This is a genomic window from Variovorax sp. GW821-FHT06D12, from assembly GCF_059419205.1.
The window spans coordinates 790954-812295 of sequence record NZ_JBWKRI010000002.1 but is presented as its reverse complement, the minus strand read 5'-3'; the positions used below and the strand labels follow the sequence as shown (position 1 = coordinate 812295).

The 21342-nt window shown below is 69.9% G+C and carries 20 protein-coding genes; 7 read left to right on the top strand and 13 right to left on the bottom strand.

Going from position 1 to position 21342, the window contains the following annotated elements; translation table 11 throughout:
• Positions 1-11: 11 nt before the first annotated feature.
• The gene (locus tag AC07SQ_RS10145) at positions 12-1358 is read right to left on the bottom strand and encodes a M23 family metallopeptidase (RefSeq protein ID WP_062479224.1); all 1347 of its coding nucleotides are present in this window, start codon (positions 1356-1358) and stop codon (positions 12-14) included.
• A 161-nt stretch (positions 1359-1519) separates the two neighbouring features.
• On the opposite strand from AC07SQ_RS10145, the gene tyrS reads away from it, so the two are divergent.
• Positions 1520-2752, top strand: coding sequence for a tyrosine--tRNA ligase (gene tyrS, locus AC07SQ_RS10140; RefSeq protein WP_495271961.1), 1233 nt, complete (start codon positions 1520-1522; stop codon positions 2750-2752).
• A gap of 55 nt (positions 2753-2807) precedes the next feature.
• On the opposite strand, the gene AC07SQ_RS10135 is transcribed toward tyrS, so the two are convergent.
• A complete protein-coding gene (locus AC07SQ_RS10135; RefSeq protein WP_062479230.1) occupies positions 2808-3425 on the bottom strand; it encodes an OmpA family protein in 618 nt (205 codons plus the stop codon).
• 4 nt (positions 3426-3429) lie between these two features.
• Positions 3430-3921, bottom strand: a complete 492-nt coding sequence (locus AC07SQ_RS10130) for a FecR family protein (protein ID WP_495271962.1) — start codon at positions 3919-3921, stop codon at positions 3430-3432.
• A 148-nt stretch (positions 3922-4069) separates the two neighbouring features.
• Here AC07SQ_RS10130 and AC07SQ_RS10125 point away from each other — a divergent pair, with 148 nt between their 5' ends.
• The gene (locus AC07SQ_RS10125) at positions 4070-4984 is read left to right on the top strand and encodes a cation diffusion facilitator family transporter (RefSeq protein WP_062479235.1); all 915 of its coding nucleotides are present in this window, start codon (positions 4070-4072) and stop codon (positions 4982-4984) included.
• On the top strand, positions 4981-5424 hold the full coding sequence (dtd, locus tag AC07SQ_RS10120) for a D-aminoacyl-tRNA deacylase (protein ID WP_062479238.1): 444 nt from the start codon (positions 4981-4983) through the stop codon (positions 5422-5424). Before AC07SQ_RS10125 ends, dtd begins: the two co-directional genes overlap by 4 nt.
• Here the strand turns inward: dtd and AC07SQ_RS10115 are convergent.
• From AC07SQ_RS10115 to AC07SQ_RS10105, 3 genes are read right to left on the bottom strand one after another with little or no spacing between them, the layout of a single operon-like run.
• Complete coding sequence (locus AC07SQ_RS10115; protein ID WP_495271963.1) at positions 5396-6019, bottom strand: class I SAM-dependent methyltransferase; 624 nt, start codon at positions 6017-6019, stop codon at positions 5396-5398. The genes dtd and AC07SQ_RS10115 overlap by 29 nt on opposite strands.
• A 15-nt stretch (positions 6020-6034) precedes the next feature.
• Positions 6035-6502: an rRNA maturation RNase YbeY gene (gene ybeY, locus AC07SQ_RS10110; protein ID WP_095947949.1), complete on the bottom strand. Its 468-nt coding sequence runs from the start codon at positions 6500-6502 to the stop codon at positions 6035-6037.
• A gap of 1 nt (position 6503) precedes the next feature.
• The gene (locus AC07SQ_RS10105; RefSeq protein ID WP_062479248.1) at positions 6504-7445 is read right to left on the bottom strand and encodes a PhoH family protein; all 942 of its coding nucleotides are present in this window, start codon (positions 7443-7445) and stop codon (positions 6504-6506) included.
• Positions 7446-7613: 168 nt separating this feature from the next.
• On the opposite strand from AC07SQ_RS10105, the gene ruvA reads away from it, so the two are divergent.
• From ruvA to AC07SQ_RS10085, 4 genes are all read left to right on the top strand, one after another.
• Positions 7614-8186, top strand: coding sequence for a Holliday junction branch migration protein RuvA (gene ruvA / locus AC07SQ_RS10100; protein ID WP_056577514.1), 573 nt, complete (start codon positions 7614-7616; stop codon positions 8184-8186).
• Positions 8183-9079: a hypothetical protein gene (locus AC07SQ_RS10095; protein ID WP_495271964.1), complete on the top strand. Its 897-nt coding sequence runs from the start codon at positions 8183-8185 to the stop codon at positions 9077-9079. The genes ruvA and AC07SQ_RS10095 overlap by 4 nt, the downstream gene beginning before the upstream one ends.
• Positions 9080-9114: 35 nt before the next feature.
• Complete coding sequence (locus AC07SQ_RS10090) at positions 9115-10107, top strand: helix-turn-helix domain-containing protein (RefSeq protein WP_495266431.1); 993 nt, start codon at positions 9115-9117, stop codon at positions 10105-10107.
• Positions 10108-10227: 120 nt separating this feature from the next.
• Positions 10228-11634 (top strand): aldehyde dehydrogenase family protein, encoded by a 1407-nt coding sequence (locus tag AC07SQ_RS10085; RefSeq protein WP_495271965.1) that lies wholly within the window; start codon positions 10228-10230, stop codon positions 11632-11634.
• Between the two features lie 34 nt (positions 11635-11668).
• Here the strand turns inward: AC07SQ_RS10085 and AC07SQ_RS10080 are convergent, their stop codons facing one another.
• From AC07SQ_RS10080 to AC07SQ_RS10050, 7 genes are all read right to left on the bottom strand, one after another.
• Positions 11669-12820: a serine hydrolase domain-containing protein gene (locus AC07SQ_RS10080; protein ID WP_495271966.1), complete on the bottom strand. Its 1152-nt coding sequence runs from the start codon at positions 12818-12820 to the stop codon at positions 11669-11671.
• Positions 12817-15126, bottom strand: a complete 2310-nt coding sequence (tynA, locus tag AC07SQ_RS10075; RefSeq protein WP_369630221.1) for a primary-amine oxidase — start codon at positions 15124-15126, stop codon at positions 12817-12819. The genes AC07SQ_RS10080 and tynA overlap by 4 nt, the downstream gene beginning before the upstream one ends.
• 69 nt (positions 15127-15195) lie before the next feature.
• Positions 15196-16158, bottom strand: a complete 963-nt coding sequence (locus tag AC07SQ_RS10070; RefSeq protein ID WP_495267007.1) for a helix-turn-helix domain-containing protein — start codon at positions 16156-16158, stop codon at positions 15196-15198.
• Positions 16159-16284: 126 nt separating this feature from the next.
• The gene (locus AC07SQ_RS10065; RefSeq protein ID WP_495271967.1) at positions 16285-17280 is read right to left on the bottom strand and encodes a Bug family tripartite tricarboxylate transporter substrate binding protein; all 996 of its coding nucleotides are present in this window, start codon (positions 17278-17280) and stop codon (positions 16285-16287) included.
• 25 nt (positions 17281-17305) lie between these two features.
• Complete coding sequence (locus AC07SQ_RS10060; RefSeq protein WP_495271968.1) at positions 17306-18580, bottom strand: alkyl sulfatase dimerization domain-containing protein; 1275 nt, start codon at positions 18578-18580, stop codon at positions 17306-17308.
• A complete protein-coding gene (locus AC07SQ_RS10055) occupies positions 18577-19911 on the bottom strand; it encodes a DUF1254 domain-containing protein (RefSeq protein WP_495271969.1) in 1335 nt (444 codons plus the stop codon). The genes AC07SQ_RS10060 and AC07SQ_RS10055 overlap by 4 nt, the downstream gene beginning before the upstream one ends.
• 5 nt (positions 19912-19916) lie before the next feature.
• Positions 19917-21308 (bottom strand): DUF1254 domain-containing protein, encoded by a 1392-nt coding sequence (locus tag AC07SQ_RS10050; protein ID WP_495271970.1) that lies wholly within the window; start codon positions 21306-21308, stop codon positions 19917-19919.
• Positions 21309-21342: the final 34 nt, after the last annotated feature.

Sequence of the window (21342 nt, the reverse complement as noted above, 5' to 3'; positions counted from 1 at the left end):
GGGAGCGAGGCTCAGTCGGCGCTGGCCTGGATCACCGAGAAGGCAGCAGCCAACTCGGTGCGGGCGCCCACGGCGATGCGCTCGAAGGCCGGACGCAGGGCGGCGGTGATCGGGGCGCCGCCTTCCTGCGCGATCGTGGTCGGGTCCTGGTAGGCCCCGCCGACGCGGTATTCGAAATGCAGGTGCGGGCCGGTGGCCCAGCCGGTGGAACCGACGGCGCCGATGGTCTGGCCCTGGCTCACGCTCTCGCCGGCCTTCACGTTGATGCGGCTCAGGTGAGCGTAGGCCGTCTGCTGGTTGTTGCGGTGGTTGATGATGACGATGTTGCCGTAGCCGCTTTGCGTGCCGGCGAAATCGACCGTGCCGTCACCGACCGTGCGCACCGCGGTGCCCGTGGGCGCCGCGTAGTCGATGCCGTTGTGCTGGCGCCAGCTGTTCAGGATCGGGTGCATGCGCATCGCGAAACCGCTGGACACGCGCGAGAACTCGACCGGCGAAGCCAGGTAGGCCTTGCGCAGGCTGTCGCCGTTCGGCCGGTAGTAGCTGCCCTTCTGGCCCGCGCCCGGGGGCTGGAACCAGACGGCCTGGTGGACCTTGCCGTTGTTCTCGAACTCGGCCGAGAGCACGCGGCCGCTGCGCAACGCCTGGCCGTCGGCTTCGAAGGTCTCGTAGACCACGGCGAAGCGGTCGCCCTTGCGCAGCGAGCGCACGTCGACGTCGCCCGCGAAGATGTCGGCCAGCTGGCTCGCCACGGCGTCGGGAATGCGCGAGTCGTCGGTGGCGGCGAACAGCGAGCTGCGGATGGTGCCGCTGGCCAGGCGCGTGCCCGGCGTCAGCATGTCGCGCTCGGTGCGGGCGACAAAACCGGTGGGCGTGCGCTCGACGACGAAACGCTTGAAGCCGCCGTCGGCGTCGGGAATCCAGCGGGCGCTGAGCTTCTGCAGCTGGTTTTCCTGCGTGGCTTCGGCCGTCACGGTGCGGCCCACGCGCGCGAACAGCGCCATGCGCGCCTCGGCGTTGCCACGCACGAAGGCGGTGGCGGCGGGGTCGGAAATGCCCAGGCGCTTCATCAGCGCCTCGGCCGTGTCGCTGGAGCGCGAGACGTCGGTGCGGAACAGCGTGAAGCTGAAGTTCTCGAGCGACGCCGACTGGTCGGCGAAAGACACCGGCGCGGTGGCTTCGAGCACTTGCTGGATGGGGAGGTCGGACGCGTCGGGACCGAGCGAGGCGACCGCAAGGGTGCCGGCGCTGAGCAGCATCGCAGCGATCGCTGCGGTGATCTGCTTGGGGTACGTCCGGAATGTGTAGGCCACGCGGGAAGCGAGAAGCTCCTCGGCGGCGAGAATGCCGTTGATCAAACTGTGGATTCCAACTCAGGTTCTGCAGGTCCGTGCTGCAAGGCCCAGTGCGTTCAGGGCGGCAGGAGACGGTGCGGAAAAAAAGCGCCGCTTAGAATCCGGCGCTTGAAAAGTCGGGCTGAGTATAGCTTCGGCCACCGGAAAAACCGCCAAAAAAGCCCATGAACGCCGAATCTGTTACATCCACCAGCCTCTCCGATGGTGTAAGACAAGCCCTCGAAATCTCCCTCCGCGGCGCTGACGAACTGCTGCCGCAGGACGAGTGGGTCAAGAAGCTCCAGAAGGCGGAAGCCAGCGGCAAACCGCTGCGCATCAAGCTGGGCCTGGACCCGACCGCACCGGATATTCATATCGGACACACGGTGGTGCTCAACAAGATGCGCCAGCTCCAGGACCTGGGGCACCGCGTGATCTTCCTGATCGGCGACTTCACTTCCCTGATCGGCGACCCCTCGGGCCGCAACAGCACCCGCCCGCCGCTCACGGCCGAGCAGATCCGCGCCAACGCCGAGACCTACTTCGCCCAGGCCAAGCTGGTGCTGGACGAATCGAAGACCGAGATCCGCTACAACTCCGAGTGGAGCGACCCGCTGGGCGCGCGCGGCATGATCCAGCTGGCGGCCAAGTACACGGTGGCGCGCATGATGGAGCGCGACGACTTCAACAAGCGCTTCAAGGCCGGCCAGTCGATCTCGGTGCACGAGTTCCTGTACCCGCTGATGCAGGGCTACGACTCGGTGGCGCTGCAGAGCGACCTCGAGCTGGGTGGCACGGACCAGAAGTTCAACCTGCTCGTTGGCCGTCACCTCCAGCAGGAATACGGCCAGGAGCCGCAGTGCATACTCACTATGCCACTGCTCGAAGGGCTCGACGGCGTCGAGAAGATGTCCAAGAGCAAGGGCAACTACATCGGCATCAGCGAGGACGCCAACAGCATGTTCGCCAAGGTGCTGTCGATCTCCGACACGCTGATGTGGCGCTGGTACACGCTGCTGAGCTTCCAGTCGGTGGCGCAGATCGAGGCGCTGAAGGCCGAGATCGCTGGTGGCCGCAACCCGAAGGACGCCAAGGTCGCGTTGGCCAAGGAAATCACCGCGCGCTTCCACAGCGCGGCCGCGGCCGATGCGGCGGAGCAGGACTTCATCAACCGCAGCAAGGGCGGCGTGCCCGACGAGATTCCCGAGGTGGCGCTCGGCGGCGCCCCGCTGGGCATCGGCCAGCTGCTCAAGCAGGCCAACCTGGCGGCTTCGTCGGGGGAAGGCAATCGCCTGATCGACGGCGGCGGCGTGCGCATCGATTCGGTCGTGGTGTCCGACAAGGGCCTGAAACTGCCCGCGGGCAGCTACGTGGTGCAGGTCGGCAAGCGCAAGTTTGCGCGGGTGACCCTGAGCTGATCGCAAGAAAAAAAGGCCCCTCGGGGCCTTTTTCAATGGGGGCAGGGCGGCGGGGTCAGCGGACCTCGATGGTCACGCGCCGGTTGCGGGGCTCGTCCACCTCGTCGGCGGTCGGCACGGCCAAGTCGCGTTCGCCGCGGCCCACGGCCTCGATGCGGTTCGCCGGAAACTGGCGCTCCACGAACAGCTGCACCACTTCCTGCGCGCGGCGGCGCGACAGCTGGTCGTTCTGCTCGCCGGCACCCTTGGTGTCGGTGTGGCCGGTCACCACGATGTCGCCGCCGCTGCGGGCCAGCGCGGCGGCCAGCGCCTCGGTCATGATCTGCTGCGATGCCGCCGTCAGCGTGGTGGTGCCCACCTCGAAGAACACCGTGTAGCGCTGCGGAAGCGGCGGGCGCATGTCGAACAGGGGCTTGTTCTCGGCCTGGACCTTGGCCGCGTCGGCCTGGTCGACCACCGGCGCACCGCTCGCGCCCACCGCGGCCGTGGCGCGCTGGTAGGGCTTGGAGAGCACTTCTTCGCCGTCCTTGGCGCGCACCACCACGGCGGAGGGCGTGCCGTCGGCCTGGGGCAGGAGCACCACGCGCGTGCCCGGCGAGGAGCAGGCGGCCAACAAAAGGGCGACCAGCGCGGTCGCAGGAAGAAGGGGGGAGCGGCGTGGCGGTGTCTGCATCTTTTCAGGGTTGGCCGTCGGTCTGCACGATGAAGTCCGTGCCCCGAATGCCGATGGTGGCGGTCTGGGTTTCGACGCGCACGGCGTCGGGGTTGGTCTTGCCGATGAGGCCCGTGATCATGCGCATCGAGCCGCGCAGCAGCGACACGAGCATGCCGCCGTCGCGGGTGGTGCCGTCGAAGTGGAATTCCTTCAGGTCCATGCGCGAGGACGGGCCGACCATCAGCGTGGTGTTGTCGCGCAGCACGACGGCCGCCGACGAATCCGGGCCGGTCACGATGCGATCGACCGCGCCCAGCGCGTCGCCGGGGGCGGCGTTGCGGGTGGCGCCGGCGCCGTCGAGCAGCTGGACGTTGCCGCGCACCGTCTTCACGAACCCGGCCTGCTGGGGCGCGGCTGCTGCTGCGGGCGCTGCAGCGGGTGCCTGGGCCTGGGCCAGGGTGGCTGCGCCGACGATGGCGAGCCCGAGGGCGGCGGTCAAAAATTTCTTCATCATTTGCCTCTCTGTGACTGATTGCTTCGCAATGAGCGCAAATATTAAGGCGAAGGCGTTACATATGGTCACGCGGCTGATAATTCAGCCGATTCCTGCGACGTAATGCCCGCCCGCACAGGCCCTTTTTACCTGATCTTGTTCTTTCTGCATGACGTTGACCCCTAAAACGCTGCTTCGCGTCTCTGTCGCGGTGGCCCTGATCACCATCCTCCTGAAGGGATGGGCCGGCTACCTGACGAACTCGATGGGCCTGATTTCGGACGCCATGGAGTCGTGCGTCAACCTCGCCAGCGCCATGTTCGCGCTGGCCATGGTGACCATCGCCGAGCGCCCGGCCGACGAGGACCATCCCTACGGCCACCACAAGGCCGAGTACTTCTCGTCCGGCTTCGAGGGCCTGCTGATCGTGGCCGCCGCCGTCGCCATCCTGTGGGTGTCGGTGCTGCGGCTGCTGTCGCCGCAGCCGCTGGAGCAACTGGGCTGGGGTCTGGCGCTGTCGGTGATCAGCTCGGGCTTCAACGCGGCGCTGGCGTTCGTGCTGTTCCGCGCGGCGCGCGCGCACCGCTCCATCGCGCTGGAGGCCGACGGGCGCCACCTGATGACCGACGTGTGGACCTCGGTCGGCGTGCTGGTCGGCATCGTGGCCGTGCATTTCAGCGGCTGGCTCTGGCTCGACCCGCTGATTGCCATCGGCGTGGCGCTCAACATCGTGCGCGAGGGTTTCAAGCTCGTGTGGCGCTCCTCGCAGGGCCTGATGGACGAGGCGCTCGACGCCGAGACGCTCGCCACCGTGCGCGCCACGCTCGACGCCTTCGCCGCCAACCATGCCGAGGGCGACCGGCTGCGCTTCGACGACATGGTGACGCGCGGCGCCGGCCAGCGCCGCTTTGCCGACCTGCACATGCACGTGCCCGGCGACTGGACCCTGCAGCGCGCCGCCAACCTGCGCGACGAGCTGGAGCAGGCGCTCATGGACGCCGTGCCCGGCCTGCGCGTGACCATCCAACTGCTGCCGCTCACCATGGAAGCGCGCGCCACCCGACTCGAGGACCACCATTCATGAAAGCCGTGCTCCAGCGCGTCGCCCACGCCCGCGTCGACATTGCCGGCCAGACCGTCGGCGCCATCGAGGCCGGCCTGCTGGTGCTGCTGTGCGCCGAACGCGGCGACGGCGACAGCGTGGCCGACCGCCTGCTTGCCAAGATCCTCAAGCTGCGCATCTTCTCGGACGAGGCCGGCAAGATGAACCGCAGCGTGCAGGACATCGGCGGCGGCCTCCTGGTCGTGAGCCAGTTCACGCTGGCCGCCGACGTGAGCGGCGGCAACCGCCCCAGCTTCACGCTCGCGGCGCCGCCCGACGAGGGCCGCCGGCTCTACGAGTACTTCGTGGCGCAGGCGCGCGGCGCGCACCCGGTCGTGGCAACGGGCGAATTCGGCGCCGACATGCAGGTGCACCTGCTGAACGACGGACCGGTCACGATCCCGCTGCAGATGACGGCGTGAACGGCGCGGGGCGGATCACCGCTTCCCACGCCACCTTCGGTTCGTCGTAGCGCAGCACGCGCACCTCCTCGAGGTGCTGCAGCTGCCAGCCGTCGGCAAACAGCCGCTCGACCGCGGCGCGCTCGAAGAAGCGCTTGGGAATGCCGTCCACCGTGTAGAAAAAGTCTTCGTCCCGTCCGCTGGCCGACGGGCCGCGCGCGCCGTGGTGCCGGTCGTTGACCGAGTTGAGGCGGCACAGCAGCACGCCACCCGGCCGCAGCACGCGGTGGATGCGCCGCACCAGCGCCAGCGTTTCGTCCCACGCGAAATAGTGCAGCGACAGGCTCGCGAGCACGGCGCCGACCGTGGCGCCCTCCGCCAGAGGCCACGCCTCGCGGAAATCGCCGCAGTGGAACTCGGCGCCTGTCCGCACGCGTTGCCGCGCCTGCGCCAGGGCATCGGACGACAGCTCGACCGCCACCACCCGCAAGCCGGCGTCGACCAGCGTGGCGGTGTCGCGACCGGCCGCACAGCCCAGTTCAAGCACCGGCCCGTCGCCGGCACATTCGCGCAGCAGCGGCAGCCAGCGCGGCAACCAGGGGTCGGTGTCCGACACCACCGCGGCCTCCGCTCAGCGCCCGTACGGGCTGCGAATGCCCAGGCCCGCGAGGATCTCGATTTCGTACGCTTCCATCTCGTCCGCGTCGGCGTCGCTCGTCTCGTGGTCCCAGCCCTGCGCGTGCAGCGTGCCATGCACCAGCAGGTGCGCGTAGTGCGCGGCGAGGGTCTTGCGGTTTTCCTTGGCCTCGCGCGCCACCACGGGCGCGCACAGCACCAGGTCGGCCATCACGACCGGGCCCTGCGCATAGTCGAAGGTGAGCACGTTGGTGGCGTAGTCCTTGCCGCGGAACTCGCGGTTCAGGCGCTGGCCCTCCTCGGCATCGACGATGCGCACGGTGATCTCGCCGTCGATGTCCAGCGCATGGCGAATCCAGCGGTTCACGCTGTGGCGCGGCAGCGCGGCGCGGTGGCGCTCCACGCCCTTGAAGCGCCCGAACTGCAGCGACAGCGACAGGGCCGGAAGCAGGGAGGCCGCCATGTCAGTGGCCTCCCGAGCGCTTGCGCTGCCCGTCGTAGGCATCGACGATCTTCGCCACCAGCGGGTGGCGCACCACGTCGGCGCTCGTGAAGTGCGTGGTCGCGATGCCGGCCACGCGCTTGAGCACGCGCTCGGCGTCGATCAGGCCGCTCAGCTGCTGCTTGGGCAGGTCGATCTGGCTCACGTCGCCCGTCACCACCGCCTTGGCGCCGAAGCCGATGCGCGTGAGGAACATCTTCATCTGCTCCACCGAGGTGTTCTGCGCCTCGTCGAGGATCACGAAGGCGTTGTTCAGCGTGCGTCCGCGCATGAAGGCCAGCGGCGCAATCTCGAGCACGTTGCGCTCGAAGGCCTTCTGCACCTTCTCGTAGCCCATGAGGTCGTACAGCGCGTCGTACAGCGGGCGCAGGTAGGGGTCGACCTTCTGCGTCAGGTCGCCCGGCAGGAAGCCCAGGCGCTCGCCGGCTTCGACGGCGGGGCGCGTGAGCACGATGCGCTGCACCGCCGCGCGCTCCAGCGCATCGACTGCGCAGGCCACCGCCAGGTAGGTCTTGCCGGTGCCGGCCGGGCCGATGCCGAAGGTGATGTCGTGCTTGGCGATGTTGTCCAGGTACAGCGCCTGCGTGGGCGTGCGCGCGCGCAGGTCGGCGCGGCGCGTGACGAGCATGGCCGCGTCCTCGTCGCTCATCGAGCCGTCGCCGGCCAGCGTGAGCTGCACCACGGCCGGGTCGATGGCGCGCTGGGCGATCTCGTACAGCGCCTGCAGCACCTCCATGGCGCGCTGCGCCGGGGCCTTGGGGCCGTCGACCTTGAACTGCTCGTGGCGGTGCGCGATCTTCACGCCCAGGGCGTCCTCGATGCGGCGCAGGTGCGCATCCAGCGGGCCGCACAGGTGGCCGAGGCGCGAATTGTTCAGGGGGGTAAAGGTGTGTCGCAGAATCACGCGGTATCCATTTCCATCTAATTGGCAGCCCATGCAAGACCAGCCACGCTCGAAAAAACGCAATCCAAGGCGGGTAACACCGCGGAACCGGCTTTGCCGGGCCGCCGGTGTTGCCCCCTTGAGGGGGGAAGCGGCTACACGAAGTGAGCAAGCAACGGGGGGGAGCCAATGATAGGCAAACTGACCGGCACGCTCGCAGAGCGCAACCCCCCGCAGGTGGTGGTGGACTGCAACGGCGTCGGCTACGAGGTCGACGTGCCGATGAGCACGTTCTACAACCTGCCCAACGTCGGCGCGAAGGTGTCGCTGCTCACGCACTTCGTCGTGCGCGAAGACGCGCAGATTCTCTACGGCTTCGGCACCGCCGAGGAGCGGGCGGCCTTCCGCCAGCTCATCAAGATCACCGGCGTGGGCCCGCGCACCGCGCTGGGCCTGCTCTCGGGCATGAGCGTGGGCGAGCTGGCGCAGGCCATCACCACGCAGGAGCTGGGCCGGCTCGTGAAGATCCCGGGCATCGGCAAGAAGACCGCCGAGCGGCTGCTGCTGGAGCTCAAGGGCAAGCTGGGCGCCGACATCGGCCTGCCGGCGCATGCCGCCTCCGACGCGCAGGCCGACATCCTGCAGGCGCTGGTGGCGCTGGGCTACAGCGACAAGGAAGCCGCGCTCGCACTGAAGGCGCTGCCGAAGGACGCGAGCGTGAGCGACGGCATCAAGATGGCACTGAAAGCCCTGGCGAAGTGAGTTGGCGCGAGGCGTGGTCGCGCGCGCAGGCGCTGCGCCACGAGTCGGCCGAGACCGACGCCGTGCTGATGCACACGGCCATGGCCTTGTCGGTGCCGATCATCTGGCTCTACGGCTTTGCGGGCGTGGCCTACGGCCAGCTGCCGATGCTGACGCCGGCCGGCTTCGTCGACATGCCGGGCGTCTGCGCGTGGCTCACGGCGGTCATGGCGTTCGCGGTCGGCATCCTGTTCATCGACTGGCTGGTGCGCGGCGACGTGGCGCCGCCGCCGGTGCCGCCGTCGATCGTCGTGCGGCACTGGCAGTCGGGCTGGCCCCGGTCGCCGGCGTTGCCGCCCGAGCCGTCGCCCGGCTTCCTGCAAGGCAGCGCCTCGCCGTTTCGCAGCGTGTGCCTGCTCGTCGCGGCCGTGGCCTGCGTGTCGGCACTGGTGTTCAGCGGCCTCGACACGCTGGGCTGGTCGGTCGTCGCGCGGCTGGGTGGGCTGGCGCCGCGCGCCGAGTGGCCGCTGTACCCGCTGCCATGGATCTGGCCCTGGCTGTTGCCGTTGGTGCGCCAGCCCTTCGCGCTGGGCACTGTCGCGGTCGGCGCGGTGCTGCTCGTCGCGGCGATCTTCATGCGCTGGCGCCGGATGCGCGGCGCGTGGTTTCCGTTCTTCACGGCGCTGCCGATCCTCGTGGCACCGCATTTCCTGGGCGCCGCGGGCTTCGACTACGCCGCCGCGCGCGGGCTCGGCGGCCTGAACGAACCCGCACTGGCGAGTGCGCTCGCGCAGCATCCGGGGCGCTACAACGTCTACACTTTCCTGAGCCTGTGGGGCGGCATCGGTGCCGGCACGGTCGGCCTGGTGCTCGGCTTCTGGTTCGGCCGCTCGCGGGTCATGGACGAGGACTGAGCGCTGGCCCGGCGCCCTGCAAGGAGACACCCTCTGTGAGCGCTTCTTTCTTCGATTCGCCCGCGCACCTGAGCGGCGGCCCCCTCACGCCGCGGATGCGCGCCGAGATGCCGTTCGAGCTCGTCGGCCCGCGCCTGCAGGCCGTGTGCGGCAACTTCACGCCCGTGCCCATGCCGCGCCAGCAGACCGTGTCGGGCGGCATCGAGGTGCGGCGTGCCGGCGGGGTCGACGTGGCGCTCATCGGCCAGAACCTGCAGCGCGTACACCGCGACGCGCAGGCCATCCGGCGCGACGACCGAGAGCATTTCTTCCTCGTGTTCCAGGACCACGGCGGCGCGCTCATGTGCCAGGGCGCGCAGCAGATCGCGGTGCAGGCCGGCGACATCGTGCTGATCGATTCGGCGCGGCCCTCGGAGTTCGTCTACGACGGCGCCAGCTCGCAGCAGGTGTCAGTGCACCTGCCGCGCGCCGACATGCTCGCGCGCTTCGGCCCCGCGCTGCAGGGCGGCGTGTGCGTGCGGCGCGGCGACGCGTTGGGCTTCGCGATGCGCGCCATCCTCGCGCGCCTGCTCGACAGCGGGCAGTCCGACGACGCGCACCTGGTTGAGGCCTTTCTCGGCGTGTTCGGTTCGGTGCTGGTCGAGCGCGCGCGGCAGGCGCCCGCGCTGCTGTCGCGCAACGCCGGCGAGGGCGTGCTGCGCCGCGCGATGGACCATGTGGCGCTGCAGTTCCACGACCCGGCCTTCCACGCGGGCGAACTGGCGCGGCACCTGGGCGTGTCGCCGCGGCTGCTGCAGCGGGCCTTCGAGGCACTGGGCGTTTCGCCGAGCCGGCACATCCTCGACACGCGGCTGGCGGCGGCGCGCGCCGCGCTCGATGCGGCGGCCCGGCAGGGCGGCCCCGCGCCGGCCATCGCGGTGGTCGCCTACGACTGCGGCTTCAACGACCTGTCGTTCTTCTACCGCGAGTTCCGCAAGCGCTACGGCGTGCCGCCGGGGCGCCTGGCACTTGGACCCCTGCCGCACTGACGCCTGAGTCCATTCGCTGACGCCTGGCTCCAAGACGCCGGCCCCTGCTTTTCCTACAGTGACCCGGCGCGCCCGCCCTGCGGCGGCGCGCGCCAGCGTCAACCCAACCAGGACAAAGCAATGCAAGAGACAAGAATGACGATCGGCGGTCGCGCGGTGCCAGGCACGGCCTCCTTCGAAGTGCGCAACCCCGCCAACGGCCAGGTGATCGGCACCGCGCCGAACGGTTCGCGCGACGACCTCGCCGCCGCCGTGGCCGCCGCGCAAAAAGCCTTCACGAGCTGGTCGCGCAAGCCCGACGGCGAACTGGCCGCGGCCTGCCGCGCCATCACCGAGAAGATCGGCGCGCACGCCGAAGAACTCGCGCGCCTGCTCACGCTGGAGCAGGGCAAGCCGCTCAACGGCCTGGGGTCGCGCTGGGAGCTGGGCGGCGCCGCGGCCTGGGCCGGCGCCACCGCGGCGCTCTCGCTGCCGCCGCGCGTGCTGCAGGACAACGCGCAGGGCCACGTCGAGATCTTCCGCAAGCCCGTGGGCGTGGTCGGCTCGATCACGCCGTGGAACTTCCCCGTGCTGATCGCCGTGTGGCACGTGCTGCCGGCGCTGCGCACGGGCAACACGGTCGTCATCAAACCCTCGCCGTACACGCCGCTGGCCACACTGCGCTTTGTCGAGCTGCTCAACGAAGTGCTGCCCGAAGGCGTGGTCAACAGCGTGAGCTGCGACGACCGCACCTCCAACCTCGGCGCCGACATGGCGAGCGACCCCGTCATCCGCAAGATCGTGTTCACCGGCTCCTGCGCCACCGGCAAGAAGGTGATGCAGTCGGCGGCCAGCACCATGAAGCGGCTCACGCTCGAACTCGGCGGCAACGACGCCGGCATCGTGCTGCCCGACGCCGACCCCAAGGCCATCGCCGAAGGCCTGTTCTGGGGCGCGTTCCTCAACAACGGCCAGACCTGCGCGGCCATGAAGCGGCTGTACGTGCACGCCAGCATCCACGACGAGGTGTGCGAGCACCTCGCGGCCTTTGCGAAGCAGGTGCCGATGGGCGACGGCATGGACGAGAAGAACGTGCTCGGCCCGGTGCAGAACCGCATGCAGTTCGACAAGGTCGCACGGCTCGTGGCCGATGCGAAAAAGAAGGGCCAGGTGCTCACGGGCGGCGAGCCGGGCGAGGGCCTGTTCTTCCCCGCGACCATCGTCGCGGGCCTGAAGAACGGCGATGCGCTGGTCGACGAAGAACAGTTCGGGCCCGCGCTGCCCGTCATCCGCTACACCGACGTCGAAGAGGCCATCCGCGCCGCCAATGACAGCGAGAACGGCCTCGGCGGTTCCGTGTGGTCCAAGGACATCGAGCACGCCAAGCGCATCGCGTCACGCCTGGAATGCGGCTCGGTGTGGATCAACAAGCACGGCGCCATCCAGCCCAACGCGCCCTTCGGCGGCGTGAAGGCTTCGGGGCTCGGTGTGGAGTTCGCGGAAGAAGGGCTGAAGGAGTACACCGACGCGCAGGTGATCTTCTCCTGATGCATTGCAGAGCGTGGCGTGCGCCACGCTCTGGTCAGGTGCGCAGCGCGGCGGTCAGCGTGCCGAGCAGCGCATCGGTCTCGACCAGGCTCGGCGGATGGATCGGCGCCGGCCAGGTGCTGTGGATCGCGACCACGAGCCGCTCCTTCGGATGGATGTAGACCTGCTGGCCGAAGATGCCGAGCGCGGCGAACAGGCCGCCGTCGAGCCCGGGCAGCGCCTTCTCGCCGGTCGGGAAGGTCCACCACTGGTAGCCGTACCCCATCGGTTCGAAGCCCGCGAGCGTGCCGGGCGCGAGGTGGCTGGCCGCATCGACGCGCGTGGCATCGGCCACCCAGCCGTCGGGCAGCACCCGCTGGCCGCCGGCCACGCCGCCGCCGAGCACGAACAGGCCGAAGCGCCCGAAGTCGCGCAGCGTGGCGTTCACGCCGCTGCCGGTGAACTCCTGGCCGTCGACCGCATCGAGCTGCCAGTAGGCGTCGGCCTCCATGCCGAAGGGCGCCCAGATTTTTTCCGAGAGGTAGTCGCTGATCGGCCGGCGGATCGCGCTGGCCAGGATCTCGCCGACCAGGCAGGTCTCGCCGGTGCTGTAGTTGAAGCGCGTGCCGGCCGGTGCCACGCGCGGGCGCTGCGCCATGAACTTCAGCACCGCGCCCTTCTCGCGCGTGAGCTGCACGCGCATCAGCTGGCGCCGGTCGGAGTCGGCGTCGAGGTAGTCCTCGTTCCAGGCCACACCTGAGCTCATCTGCAGCACCTGCTTCACGGTCACGTCGTCGTAGGCCGAGCCACTCAATGCGGGCAGGTAGCGCACCACAGGATCGTCGAGGCTGGCGATGTGGCCATCTTTCACAGCCGCGCCGACCAGCGTGGAGGTCAGCGACTTTGCGACCGAGAACGACAGCCACTTCGTCGCCGCGTCGTTGCCCATGGCGTAGCGCTCGAGCACGACGTGCCCGTCCTTGATCACCAGCAAGCCGGCCGTGTGGTTGCGTGCCATGAACGCGTCGATGCCGAAGCGCTGCGCATCGACGGGCGTGCCCTCGGGCAGCGGATGCACCTGCGTTCCGCGCCGGATCGCGCGCGTCGCGTAGAGCCGGTCCATCTGGCGGTAGGTCGGCGCCTGCAGCGCGGGCGCCAGCGTCATCAGGTCTTCGTAGCGGCCGATGGCCTCGTCGTTCGCTGTCATTTCGCAGCAGGCCGGTTCAGCCCCAGCGTCGGCGTCTCGTCGAAGAAGTTCCAGGGCTTGAGCAGCGCATGCACCCATTCGGTGGGCATGATCGGCCACTCCTCGGCGCGCGCGACGTGCGTGGTGCCGGTGGTGAGCCACACCACGTTGTCGGTGTTCACGATCTCCTGGTTGTCGGCCGTGAACTGGCCCAGGCCCGTGTCCTTGTTGGAGCGGTTCGGGTACTTGCCTTCGGGGAACAGCTCCTCGGGGTCGTAGCGCGTCACCCAGAGCTGGCGGTCCATGAAGCTCAGGCGGTGGTTGATCCACTCGTCCTTCGCGAAGTTCGCGCCCTTGGCAATGGGGTGCGTGCCGCCCGCGTACGGCACGAGCTGGTACGACACCGGGTTGCCGACCTTGTTGTTGCGCGATGGGTTGCTCAGCAGGCGGATGGTCGACGGGTCGAACTTCTGCGCCGCCTGCTGCTCGGTGCGCACCGTGCGCTGCACCGTCTGCATGGTGCTGGTGCGCGGGCCGCCGCGCGTGTTGGGCAGCACCACGGGGTCGACCTCGGTGAGCGTGTTCTGCTCGCCGTCCACATCGAGGTCGAGGCGGAAGTTGTAGATGTGCTGGTGCGTGGTGCCGACGATGTGGTGGTCCAGCAGCGTGCCGTAGCGCGTGTCCTCGGCGGCCGTGGGGTCCTGCATGGTGCGCGACTTCACGCCCTTGACGGCCTCGATGCCGGTGGCGCCGGCGTGGATGCCGATGGTGCCGTTCTCGGCGAACACCCAGTCGAACAGGTAGTCGTAGTTGCCCACCGTGCTGATCCAGCGCACCACCAGCTCGCGCCGCTCGGTGCTGATGTTGGGCTTGCCCATCTCCTGGTGCTTGAACTCGGGGTCGGCATAGCGCTCGAAGACGGCGATGGCGCGCGGCACCTTGGTCGGGGCACCGGTGTAGTCGGCCAGCGTGGCGTCCAGCAGCACGGCGTTCTGCGGCGCGTCCTTGTTCGGCTCGATGGGCGAGGTGAGCGTGCCCATGCCGTACTCGCCCGAGTCGAGGTACGCCTTGAAGTACCAGCCGGTGTCGGGGTCGCCGTAGGGCACGATCATGCCGCCCAGCGAGCCTTCGTACATCACCTTGCGCTTCGTGCCCTTGTCGTTGTAGGTGACGGTGGACAGCACCAGGCCCACGCGCGAGTCGAGCCGCACGTGGAAGTCCCAGTTGCGCCAGTGCATCGTGTGGCCGGTGATCGTGTAGTTCTTGCCCTCGGGCTCGGTGATCTCCAGCGGCTTGGGCGCGGGCGTGGCCGCGCGGTCGCGCCCGTCGTAGGGCGTGGGCTTGAGCGGCACGGGCACGAGGCCGCCGTCCTCGATCTTGATGACCTTCTTCTGTTCCAGGTCGACCACCGCCACCAGGCCTTCGATGGGGTGGGCCCAGTAGTTGCCGTCACCCACGTCCAGGTAGCTCACCACCTTCAGCAGGCGGTCTTCCTGGCGCAGCGAATCCTTGCCGTCGAAGTAGCCCACGGTGAGCGGCGTGGCCACCACCTTCTTCACGTCGGCGATGCCGCGCGTGGCAAGCGCCTTGGCGTAGTCGGGGCTGGCCTCGATGGCGCTCTGCACGGTGGCGAAGTCGTCCAGCAGCACCATGCCGTGCGCACCCTCGATCGGCTTCCATGCGGTGAGCGTGCGCGCCGCGAGGTCGACCGTGCCCTCGATCACCTTCTTGCCGTCCAGCGCCACGAAGGCCGCCTGGCGCGGCGCGCGCACGGGCTGGCCGGTGAGCGCGAAGTTCCAGACCTCGTCCTTGGGCGGGCGCTTCACGCTGATCTCGGTGAAGCGCAGGCCGGCCTTGTGGCGCCCCGAGGCCTTCAGCACCTCGAGCGTGGCCTGGATCTCGGCCTCGGTCAGCGGGTTCAGCGGGTTGGGCACGCGCTCGACCACGAAGGTCTTGTCCAGGCTGGACTGGAACACCTGGTTCACGAAGTCGTGCGGCACGTAGGCCGCGCCCTTGCGCATGACCACGGGCACGTCCAGCTGCATCGGCTGGCCGTTGACCAGCGCCGTCTTCGAGCCGGGCTTCAGGCGCACCAGCGTGCCGTTGCGCGCCACGGTGAACACGTTGGCAAAGCTGTCCCAGCGCAGCGTGCCGCCGAAGTCTTCCACCGTCTTCTTCAGCGGCACCATGTGGGCCGCGCCGCCGTGGGCCCGGGCCGGCTCAGTGCTCAGGGGGCCGAGGGCGAGCGCCAGGGCAGAGGCCAGGGCGGTGCCCAGGAGACGCCGTGCGGCGCCGCGGCCGGGCGTTCGGTGGTAGCTGCTGCGCATGGCTGCATCCTTCTTCGCATGTTGTGTGAAACAACCGCGAAGGTAAGAGCGCCGCCGGCGCGGGCGTTATCAAGATTTGGCAAACCACCGCGCGCGCGTGGCGGACGGCAGCTCGCCGAACAGGCGCGCGTAGTCGATGGCAAAGCGCGACAGGTGCCAGAAGCCCCAGCGCGCGGCGATGTCGCCGATGGTGTCCTCGCGGCAGGCCTGCATCTCGCAGCGCACGCGGTTCAGGCGCATCACGCGCAGGTAGGTGACGGGGCTCAGGTGCAGCACGTCCTCGAAGGCGTACTGCAGCGAGCGGCGCGACACGCCCGTGGCCGCGCACAGGTCGGGCACGCTGATGGGCTCGTCGGCGTGCGCCTGCATGTACTCGCGCGCCTTGGCCACGATGTGGCGCCGCGCCGCCGAACTGGCGGGCAGCCGGGCCTCGAAGGCCTCGGAGCCCATGCACTGCAGCACCGCGTCGGCCAGCGACAGCGACAGCATGTGGCGCGCGGCCGGCTGCTCCAGCTGCGCGAGGTTGTCGCGCGCCAGCGACAGGGCGGCGCCCAGCAGGCGGGTGAAGGCGGTTTCGTCGAAGCCGGGGTGCTGCACCGGCGCGGGCGCGGGCATGCGCAGCGCGAAGTCGGGGCCGAACAGGGTGGTGGCCAGCTTCGCCAGCGGTTCGGTGTCGACGCACACGGCCATCAGGTCCATGCCGGCGCCGGCCAGCAGCTCGAACTCGCGCTGCGGCGACAGCGCGATGAGCCGCCGCCCGTCCAGGTCGTGGCCGCAGTACCAGCTGCCGGGGGCCGTCACGTCGATCACGGCCAGGCACAGGGCGCCCGGGCGGCCATGGCCGTGCTGCAGCACCGTCTGGTTGGCGTGTTCGTGGAACACCTGCACGAAATCCAGGTGCAGGTCTTCGGACAGCCCCTCGAAGCGGCCGTTCGACAGCTGCTCGTAGTGCTGCTTCCAGGTGCCCACGCCCGAGGCTTGGGCCTGGGCTTCGGCGGTGAGTTGTCGGCTGAAATGAAGAAGCTCGGTCATGGTGCGCGCTGGCGCAGTTGCCATCGCCCCACCGATGAGCAGAAACCGTGCCTGTCACGGCGCAGTGTGTGGGAAGCGCCGCCGGCCGACCATGTTGCTTACCCTTGGTCAGGGCCGCTCAGGCGGTCATTCGAGCGTCAGGCCGATGTCCTTCACCAGCGCGCCCCAGTCGCGCAGGTCGCTGCGGATGGTGGCGGTGAACTGCTCGGGCGTGTTCTGCGGCAGGTCGTTGAAGTTCAGCTCGTACATGCGGCGCACCACCGCGGGGTCGCGCAGCACCTGGTTCACGGCTTCGTTGAGCTTCTTCACGATCGCCGGCGGCGTCTTGGCCGGCGCCATCAGGCCGTACCAGGCGTAGGTGGTGAAGGGGTAGCCGCTCTCGGTCATGGTGGGCACGTCGGGCAGCATCGGGATGCGCGAGGGGCCGCTGTTGGCCAGCGCCCGGATGCGGCCGGCGCGCACGATCTCCACGGTCGAGGAGATGTCGGCAAAGGCCGCATCGACCTGGCCGCCCACGAGGTCCTGCACGCAGGGGCCGCTGCCCTTGTAGGGCACGTGCGTCATCACGAGGCCGGCCTGCTTCTTGAGGCTTTCCATCGCCAGGTGGCCGCCCGAGCCGTTGCCCCATGAGCAGTAGCTGAGCTTGTCGGGGCGCGCCTTGGCGTAGGCGACGAACTCCTGGATGGTCTTCACCGGCAGGTCCTTGCGCACCAGCAGCAGGTTGCCGCCGCGCCCGACCTGCGCGATCGGCATGAAGTCCTTCAGCGGGTCGTAGGGCAGCTTCTTGTAGAGGCTGGGGTTCACCACCATCGTCGCGGCGTAGGTGAACAACAGCCGGTAGCCGTCGGGCGCGGAACGCGCCACCACCTCGCTGCCGAGGATGCCGTTGGCGCCCGGGCGGTTGTCGACCACGAAGGGCTGCTTCAGGATCTTGCCCAGGCCGTCGCCGATGATCCGCGCCATGGTGTCGGTGCCGCCGGCCGGTGCGGTGGGCACGACCAGCGTCACGGGCTTGTCGGGGTAGCTGCTGTCGCCCTGCGCGTGGCTGGCAACGGCCAGCGTGGCCAGGGAACAGGCGACCAGCATGCGCAGGCCGAAGCGGAATGGTGTTGTCGTTGTCATGGTCCGTGTCTCCGATGGAAAGGCCTCAGCGGATGCCGAAGCGCGCCTGCGTGCCCTGTTCGATCATGTCCGCGCCCACGCGATACAGGTTGCGCGAGACGTAACTGGGCACTTCGCGCGCCCGCTCGCGCAGCCATTCGGCCTTGAGCGAGCGCGCCTCGGCGATCTCGAGCGCCTCGCCCTCGGCGGTGGCCAGCAGGTCGATCACGTGCAGCGCGAGCTGCCACTGCTTGGCCTCAGCCAGCGCACGCGCCTGGTCGATCACGCCACGCTTGTCGGTGATGGCGTCGGCCACCGCGCGGCCGATGGCCTCGGGCGCGGCCGGGTGCAGCGAGGTCGGGTTGCGGTCCCACCAGCCGTTCTCCGAGCGGTAGATGTCGCGCACGATGTAGCCCGGGTCGCCGTAGGTGGGCTTCATCCACTCGACCGCGAACAGCTCGTCGGGAAAGCGGATGCGCGCCAGGATGTCGCGCTCGTTGAGCCCTTCGTTCATGAGCCGCACCACCTCGGCGCGCACCCAGCGCAGCGCGCGGGCCGTGTGCACGAGCACGTGCTGCACCTGGTCTTCGCCCTCGAGCGTGGCGCCGAATTCGCGCACCGCCTTGCGCGGCTTCAACGCCGCCAGCGCCTCCAGCGTGTCGGCCCAGCGCACCGTGTCGCGCATCGTGCGAAAGGGCGTGCCGATGTTGGGAATGGAATCGATCAGCGCCGCGCCGCCGTACAGCACGCGCTGCGCCGGGCTCCACAGCGCGATCGCGTCGTCGGTTTCCGAGGGCGCCCAGCGCAGCTCGATGCGGCGCTCGCCGCTGCCGATCTGCAGCACGTCGTCGAAGGTCTCGGTGGGCGGGTGCGTCACCAGCCGGTGGTCGAAGAAGCCGGCGGGGCGGTTGAACTGGATCTCGGCCATGCGGTGCTGCAGGGCCAGCGTCTCGCGGTAGCGCGCCAGGCGGCGCGGCACGTTGCGGTGCGCAATGATGCGCGGCGGCGCATCGCCGCGCGCGGCGGCATGGGCCAGCCACATCGGCACGCCGGCGTTGTAGCCGATGTGGCCGTGGCTGAAGCACAGCGCATGCACCGGCGCGTCGCTGAGCTGGCGCAGCGCGTCGATCATGCCCTGCGTCACCGAGCCGCCCGGGCCGGCGTCGATCACGACCAGGCCCACGTTGGTCTCGGCCACGAACGATTGGCCCTGCCCGCGCAGGATGTGCAGGCCCGGCGCCACGGTCTCGGTGCCGGTGCCGACGATGAGGAAGGGTTTTTCTTCTTCTGTGGCCTGGGGTTTTTCAGCGGTGGCGCTCATGCGGAATCCTTGGTGACGGTGAGGGGCGGCAGCTGGTAGCGGCCGTCGAGCAGTTCGGCGCGCGGCACGTAGGCGCGCAGGCACAGGTAGAAGCTGCCTTCGGGGGCCGGCAGCCAGTTGGCGCGCGCGGCCTCGCCTTCGGGGCGCGCATTCTGGATGTGCAGCGTGAGCCCGCCGTCCGCGTCGCGCCGCATCCCCGGCGTGCGGTCGCCGATGGCGTAGCGGTCGATCGGGTTGTCGACCAGCATGTAGTCGCGCGTGTCGTACATCGTGAGCGACCAGAAGGCATCGACCGGGGGCAGCGCGTCGGGCGCGAAGCGCAGCGTGTAGCGGCGCTGGCCGGTGAGCGGCTCGCCTGCGGCGTCGTGCCAGGCCATCGGGTAGGTGGCCTCGCGGCTTTCGAGCATGCCGATGTACTTGAGCGCGATCAGCGCGCGCGCCAGGTGGTCGTCGCCGAAGGAGCCTTCCACGAGCGGCATCTGCACCCAGCCCGAGGCCGTGGTGCGGCCCGACTGCGCCTCGCGCAGCCGCGGCAGCACGGTGTCGAGCGCGGCCTGCAGCGCGGCGCGCTGGCCGTCGTCGAGCGCGCCCGCGCCGGGGCTGATCCCGAGCGCCGCATAGCGCGCGAGCTGCGCGGCATCACCAGCCGGCGGTGCGTTGTCGCGCAGCGCCGCGTTCACCTGCGCGGCGAAGTGCGCGGCCGTGAGCGGCGCCTTCGGGTCGCAGTCCGGATCGAAGGCGCGCGGCGCCGAGCGGCGGCCGGCTTCCCAGTCGGGCAGCGTGCGCACGAGAAAACCGTCCTGCAGCGCGTTGACGGCCGGCACGTCCTGCGGGCCGTCGACCAGCAGGCGGCCGATGATCCACAGCCAGCGCGTGGGCGCCTCGATGCGCGCGCCCGGCGCGTCGAAGGCCGCGGGCAGCGTGCCGCGCCATCCCGGCGGCGTGACCACGAAGGAACGCGCCGCCGTGCCCGTGAGGCGCTGGCCCAGGTGGGCGAAGGGGTTGGTGAAGAAGTCGAGCAGGCCCAGCACGTAGTAACGGCCGGCGGTGTCGGGCACGTCGATCACGAGCGGGCCCTCGCCCAGGTCGAGCCAGGCGTTGGTGTAGAGCGTGTCGTTGTTCGGCGTGACGACGCGGCTCTTGCCCGCGCCCAGCAGCTGGCGCGCGTGCGTGAACACGTTGCACCAGCGCAGCGGCTTGGGCGCCTCGCCGGCGGCGTCGGTGCGCTGCGGCGAGGTGGCCGCGCGCATGCGGCACATCTCGTACAGCGGGTAGGCGTAGACCACGGCCTCTTCGGCCAGGGCTTGCAGGGTGTCGGTGTGCGGCTGCATCGTGCTCAGCCCTGTTGTGCCTGCAGCGGCGGGATGCGCCAGCCCTGCACGCCTTCGCGCGGGTAGTACATGCGCAGGATCAGGTAGAAGCGACCGGCCGGCGCGGGCAGCCAGTTGGCGGCGTCGGCGGGGCGTGCGTGGCTCACCACCAGTTCGAGGCTGCCGTCGGCTTTGCGCTTCAGCCCGGGCGTGCGGTCGCCGATGGCGTGGCGGCGGATGTCGTTGGGGTAGAGGAAGCGGTCGGTGTCGTAGAGCGTGACCGACCAGAAGGCGTCCGCGGGCGGCAGGTCGCCGGCCTCGAAGCGCATCGTGTAGCGGCGCTGGCCGTCCAGCGGTTCCTGCGTGGCGTCGTGGTGCGCGGCGGCGTACACCGCCTCGCTGGTCGCCAGCGCGCCCAGGCCCAGGTAGGCGGTGCGCGCGCGGCCGAGGAACTCGTTGCCGTAGCGGCCGGTGGCCGGCGTCATCGACCAGGGCTTGGGCCGGCGGTTGCGGCCCACCGCGCCGACCAGCTGCACGCCCTCGGCGAAGCCTTCGATGAGGCCTTCGCGCAGCGGTGCTTCCAGCGCGTCCCACGAGAACGCGGCGTTCGCGAGCAGCCCGCCCTGGCCGAACCACGCCACGAGCGCGCGGTCTTCCACGCGGCCCGGCGCCTCGGCCAGCGCATGGCACACGTTGGTGAAGAAGCGCGGCGCCACTTCTGCGGCCGGCTCGCCGTGCTCGAAGGCGGCGGCCATGGCGTCCTCGTGCGGGCCGGCCCAGTGTTCGATGGCGGACGGGCGGCCCTGCAGCACGGTGCCGGGCGCGGGTTGGAGCTGGATCTCGGACTGCAGCGCGCGCGCGGCCGGCCAGTCGCTCTCGTCGCCCACCAGGATGCGGCCGATGAGCCAGACCAGGTCGGTCGGGCAGCGCACCACGCGGTGGGCGGCGGCGAGCGATTCCGGCACGGTGCCGTCGGGGCCCACGAGCACCACGGTCTCGCCCTCGGGGTTGCAGTTGCGCGGGCCCAGGTTCTCGAAGTTCTCGGTGTAGGCGTCGTACAGCGGCAGCACGAAGTAGCGCCCCGGATGGCGCGACGACGCGGGCACCGTGAGCAGCATCGGCCCGTGCGCCAGGTGCAGCCAGGCCATGGTGTAGAGCAGGTCGTTGGCGGGCGTGACCACGTCGCGGTCTTCGTGGGTGGACGGGCGCGGCGCGTGGTGCAGCGTGTTCAGCGGCGCGCGCACGTCGGAGCCGGCCGAGGCGCCGCTGCGGCGTTCGGCGCGCGGCGCGGTCTGCATGGCGCAGGTGCGGTAGGTCTCGGTGAGCGGATAGCCGTAGACGAAGGCGGCCAGGCCGATGGAACGGGCGAGCGCCTTGCGGGCGGCGGCGATGTCGGGCACGGGAGCGGGAGCGTTCATGGGAAAGACCTCGGGGTTCGGAAAGAAGAGGAGG

Excerpts from the sequence above, each read along its gene's own strand:
- AC07SQ_RS10060 (WP_495271968.1), bottom strand. The coding sequence starts at position 18,580 with ATGAGCGCCACCGCTGAAAAACCCCAGGCCACAGAAGAAGAAAAACCC.
- tynA (WP_369630221.1), bottom strand. The coding sequence starts at position 15,126 with ATGCGCAGCAGCTACCACCGAACGCCCGGCCGCGGCGCCGCACGGCGT.
- AC07SQ_RS10085 (WP_495271965.1), top strand. The coding sequence starts at position 10,228 with ATGCAAGAGACAAGAATGACGATCGGCGGTCGCGCGGTGCCAGGCACG.
- AC07SQ_RS10135 (WP_062479230.1), bottom strand. The coding sequence starts at position 3,425 with ATGCAGACACCGCCACGCCGCTCCCCCCTTCTTCCTGCGACCGCGCTG.
- AC07SQ_RS10125 (WP_062479235.1), top strand. The coding sequence starts at position 4,070 with ATGACGTTGACCCCTAAAACGCTGCTTCGCGTCTCTGTCGCGGTGGCC.
- AC07SQ_RS10065 (WP_495271967.1), bottom strand. The coding sequence starts at position 17,280 with ATGACAACGACAACACCATTCCGCTTCGGCCTGCGCATGCTGGTCGCC.
- ruvA (WP_056577514.1), top strand. The coding sequence starts at position 7,614 with ATGATAGGCAAACTGACCGGCACGCTCGCAGAGCGCAACCCCCCGCAG.
- ybeY (WP_095947949.1), bottom strand. The coding sequence starts at position 6,502 with ATGGCGGCCTCCCTGCTTCCGGCCCTGTCGCTGTCGCTGCAGTTCGGG.
- tyrS (WP_495271961.1), top strand. The coding sequence starts at position 1,520 with ATGAACGCCGAATCTGTTACATCCACCAGCCTCTCCGATGGTGTAAGA.
- AC07SQ_RS10080 (WP_495271966.1), bottom strand. The coding sequence starts at position 12,820 with ATGACAGCGAACGACGAGGCCATCGGCCGCTACGAAGACCTGATGACG.
- AC07SQ_RS10070 (WP_495267007.1), bottom strand. The coding sequence starts at position 16,158 with ATGACCGAGCTTCTTCATTTCAGCCGACAACTCACCGCCGAAGCCCAG.
- dtd (WP_062479238.1), top strand. The coding sequence starts at position 4,981 with ATGAAAGCCGTGCTCCAGCGCGTCGCCCACGCCCGCGTCGACATTGCC.
- AC07SQ_RS10055 (WP_495271969.1), bottom strand. The coding sequence starts at position 19,911 with ATGCAGCCGCACACCGACACCCTGCAAGCCCTGGCCGAAGAGGCCGTG.
- AC07SQ_RS10130 (WP_495271962.1), bottom strand. The coding sequence starts at position 3,921 with ATGATGAAGAAATTTTTGACCGCCGCCCTCGGGCTCGCCATCGTCGGC.
- AC07SQ_RS10050 (WP_495271970.1), bottom strand. The coding sequence starts at position 21,308 with ATGAACGCTCCCGCTCCCGTGCCCGACATCGCCGCCGCCCGCAAGGCG.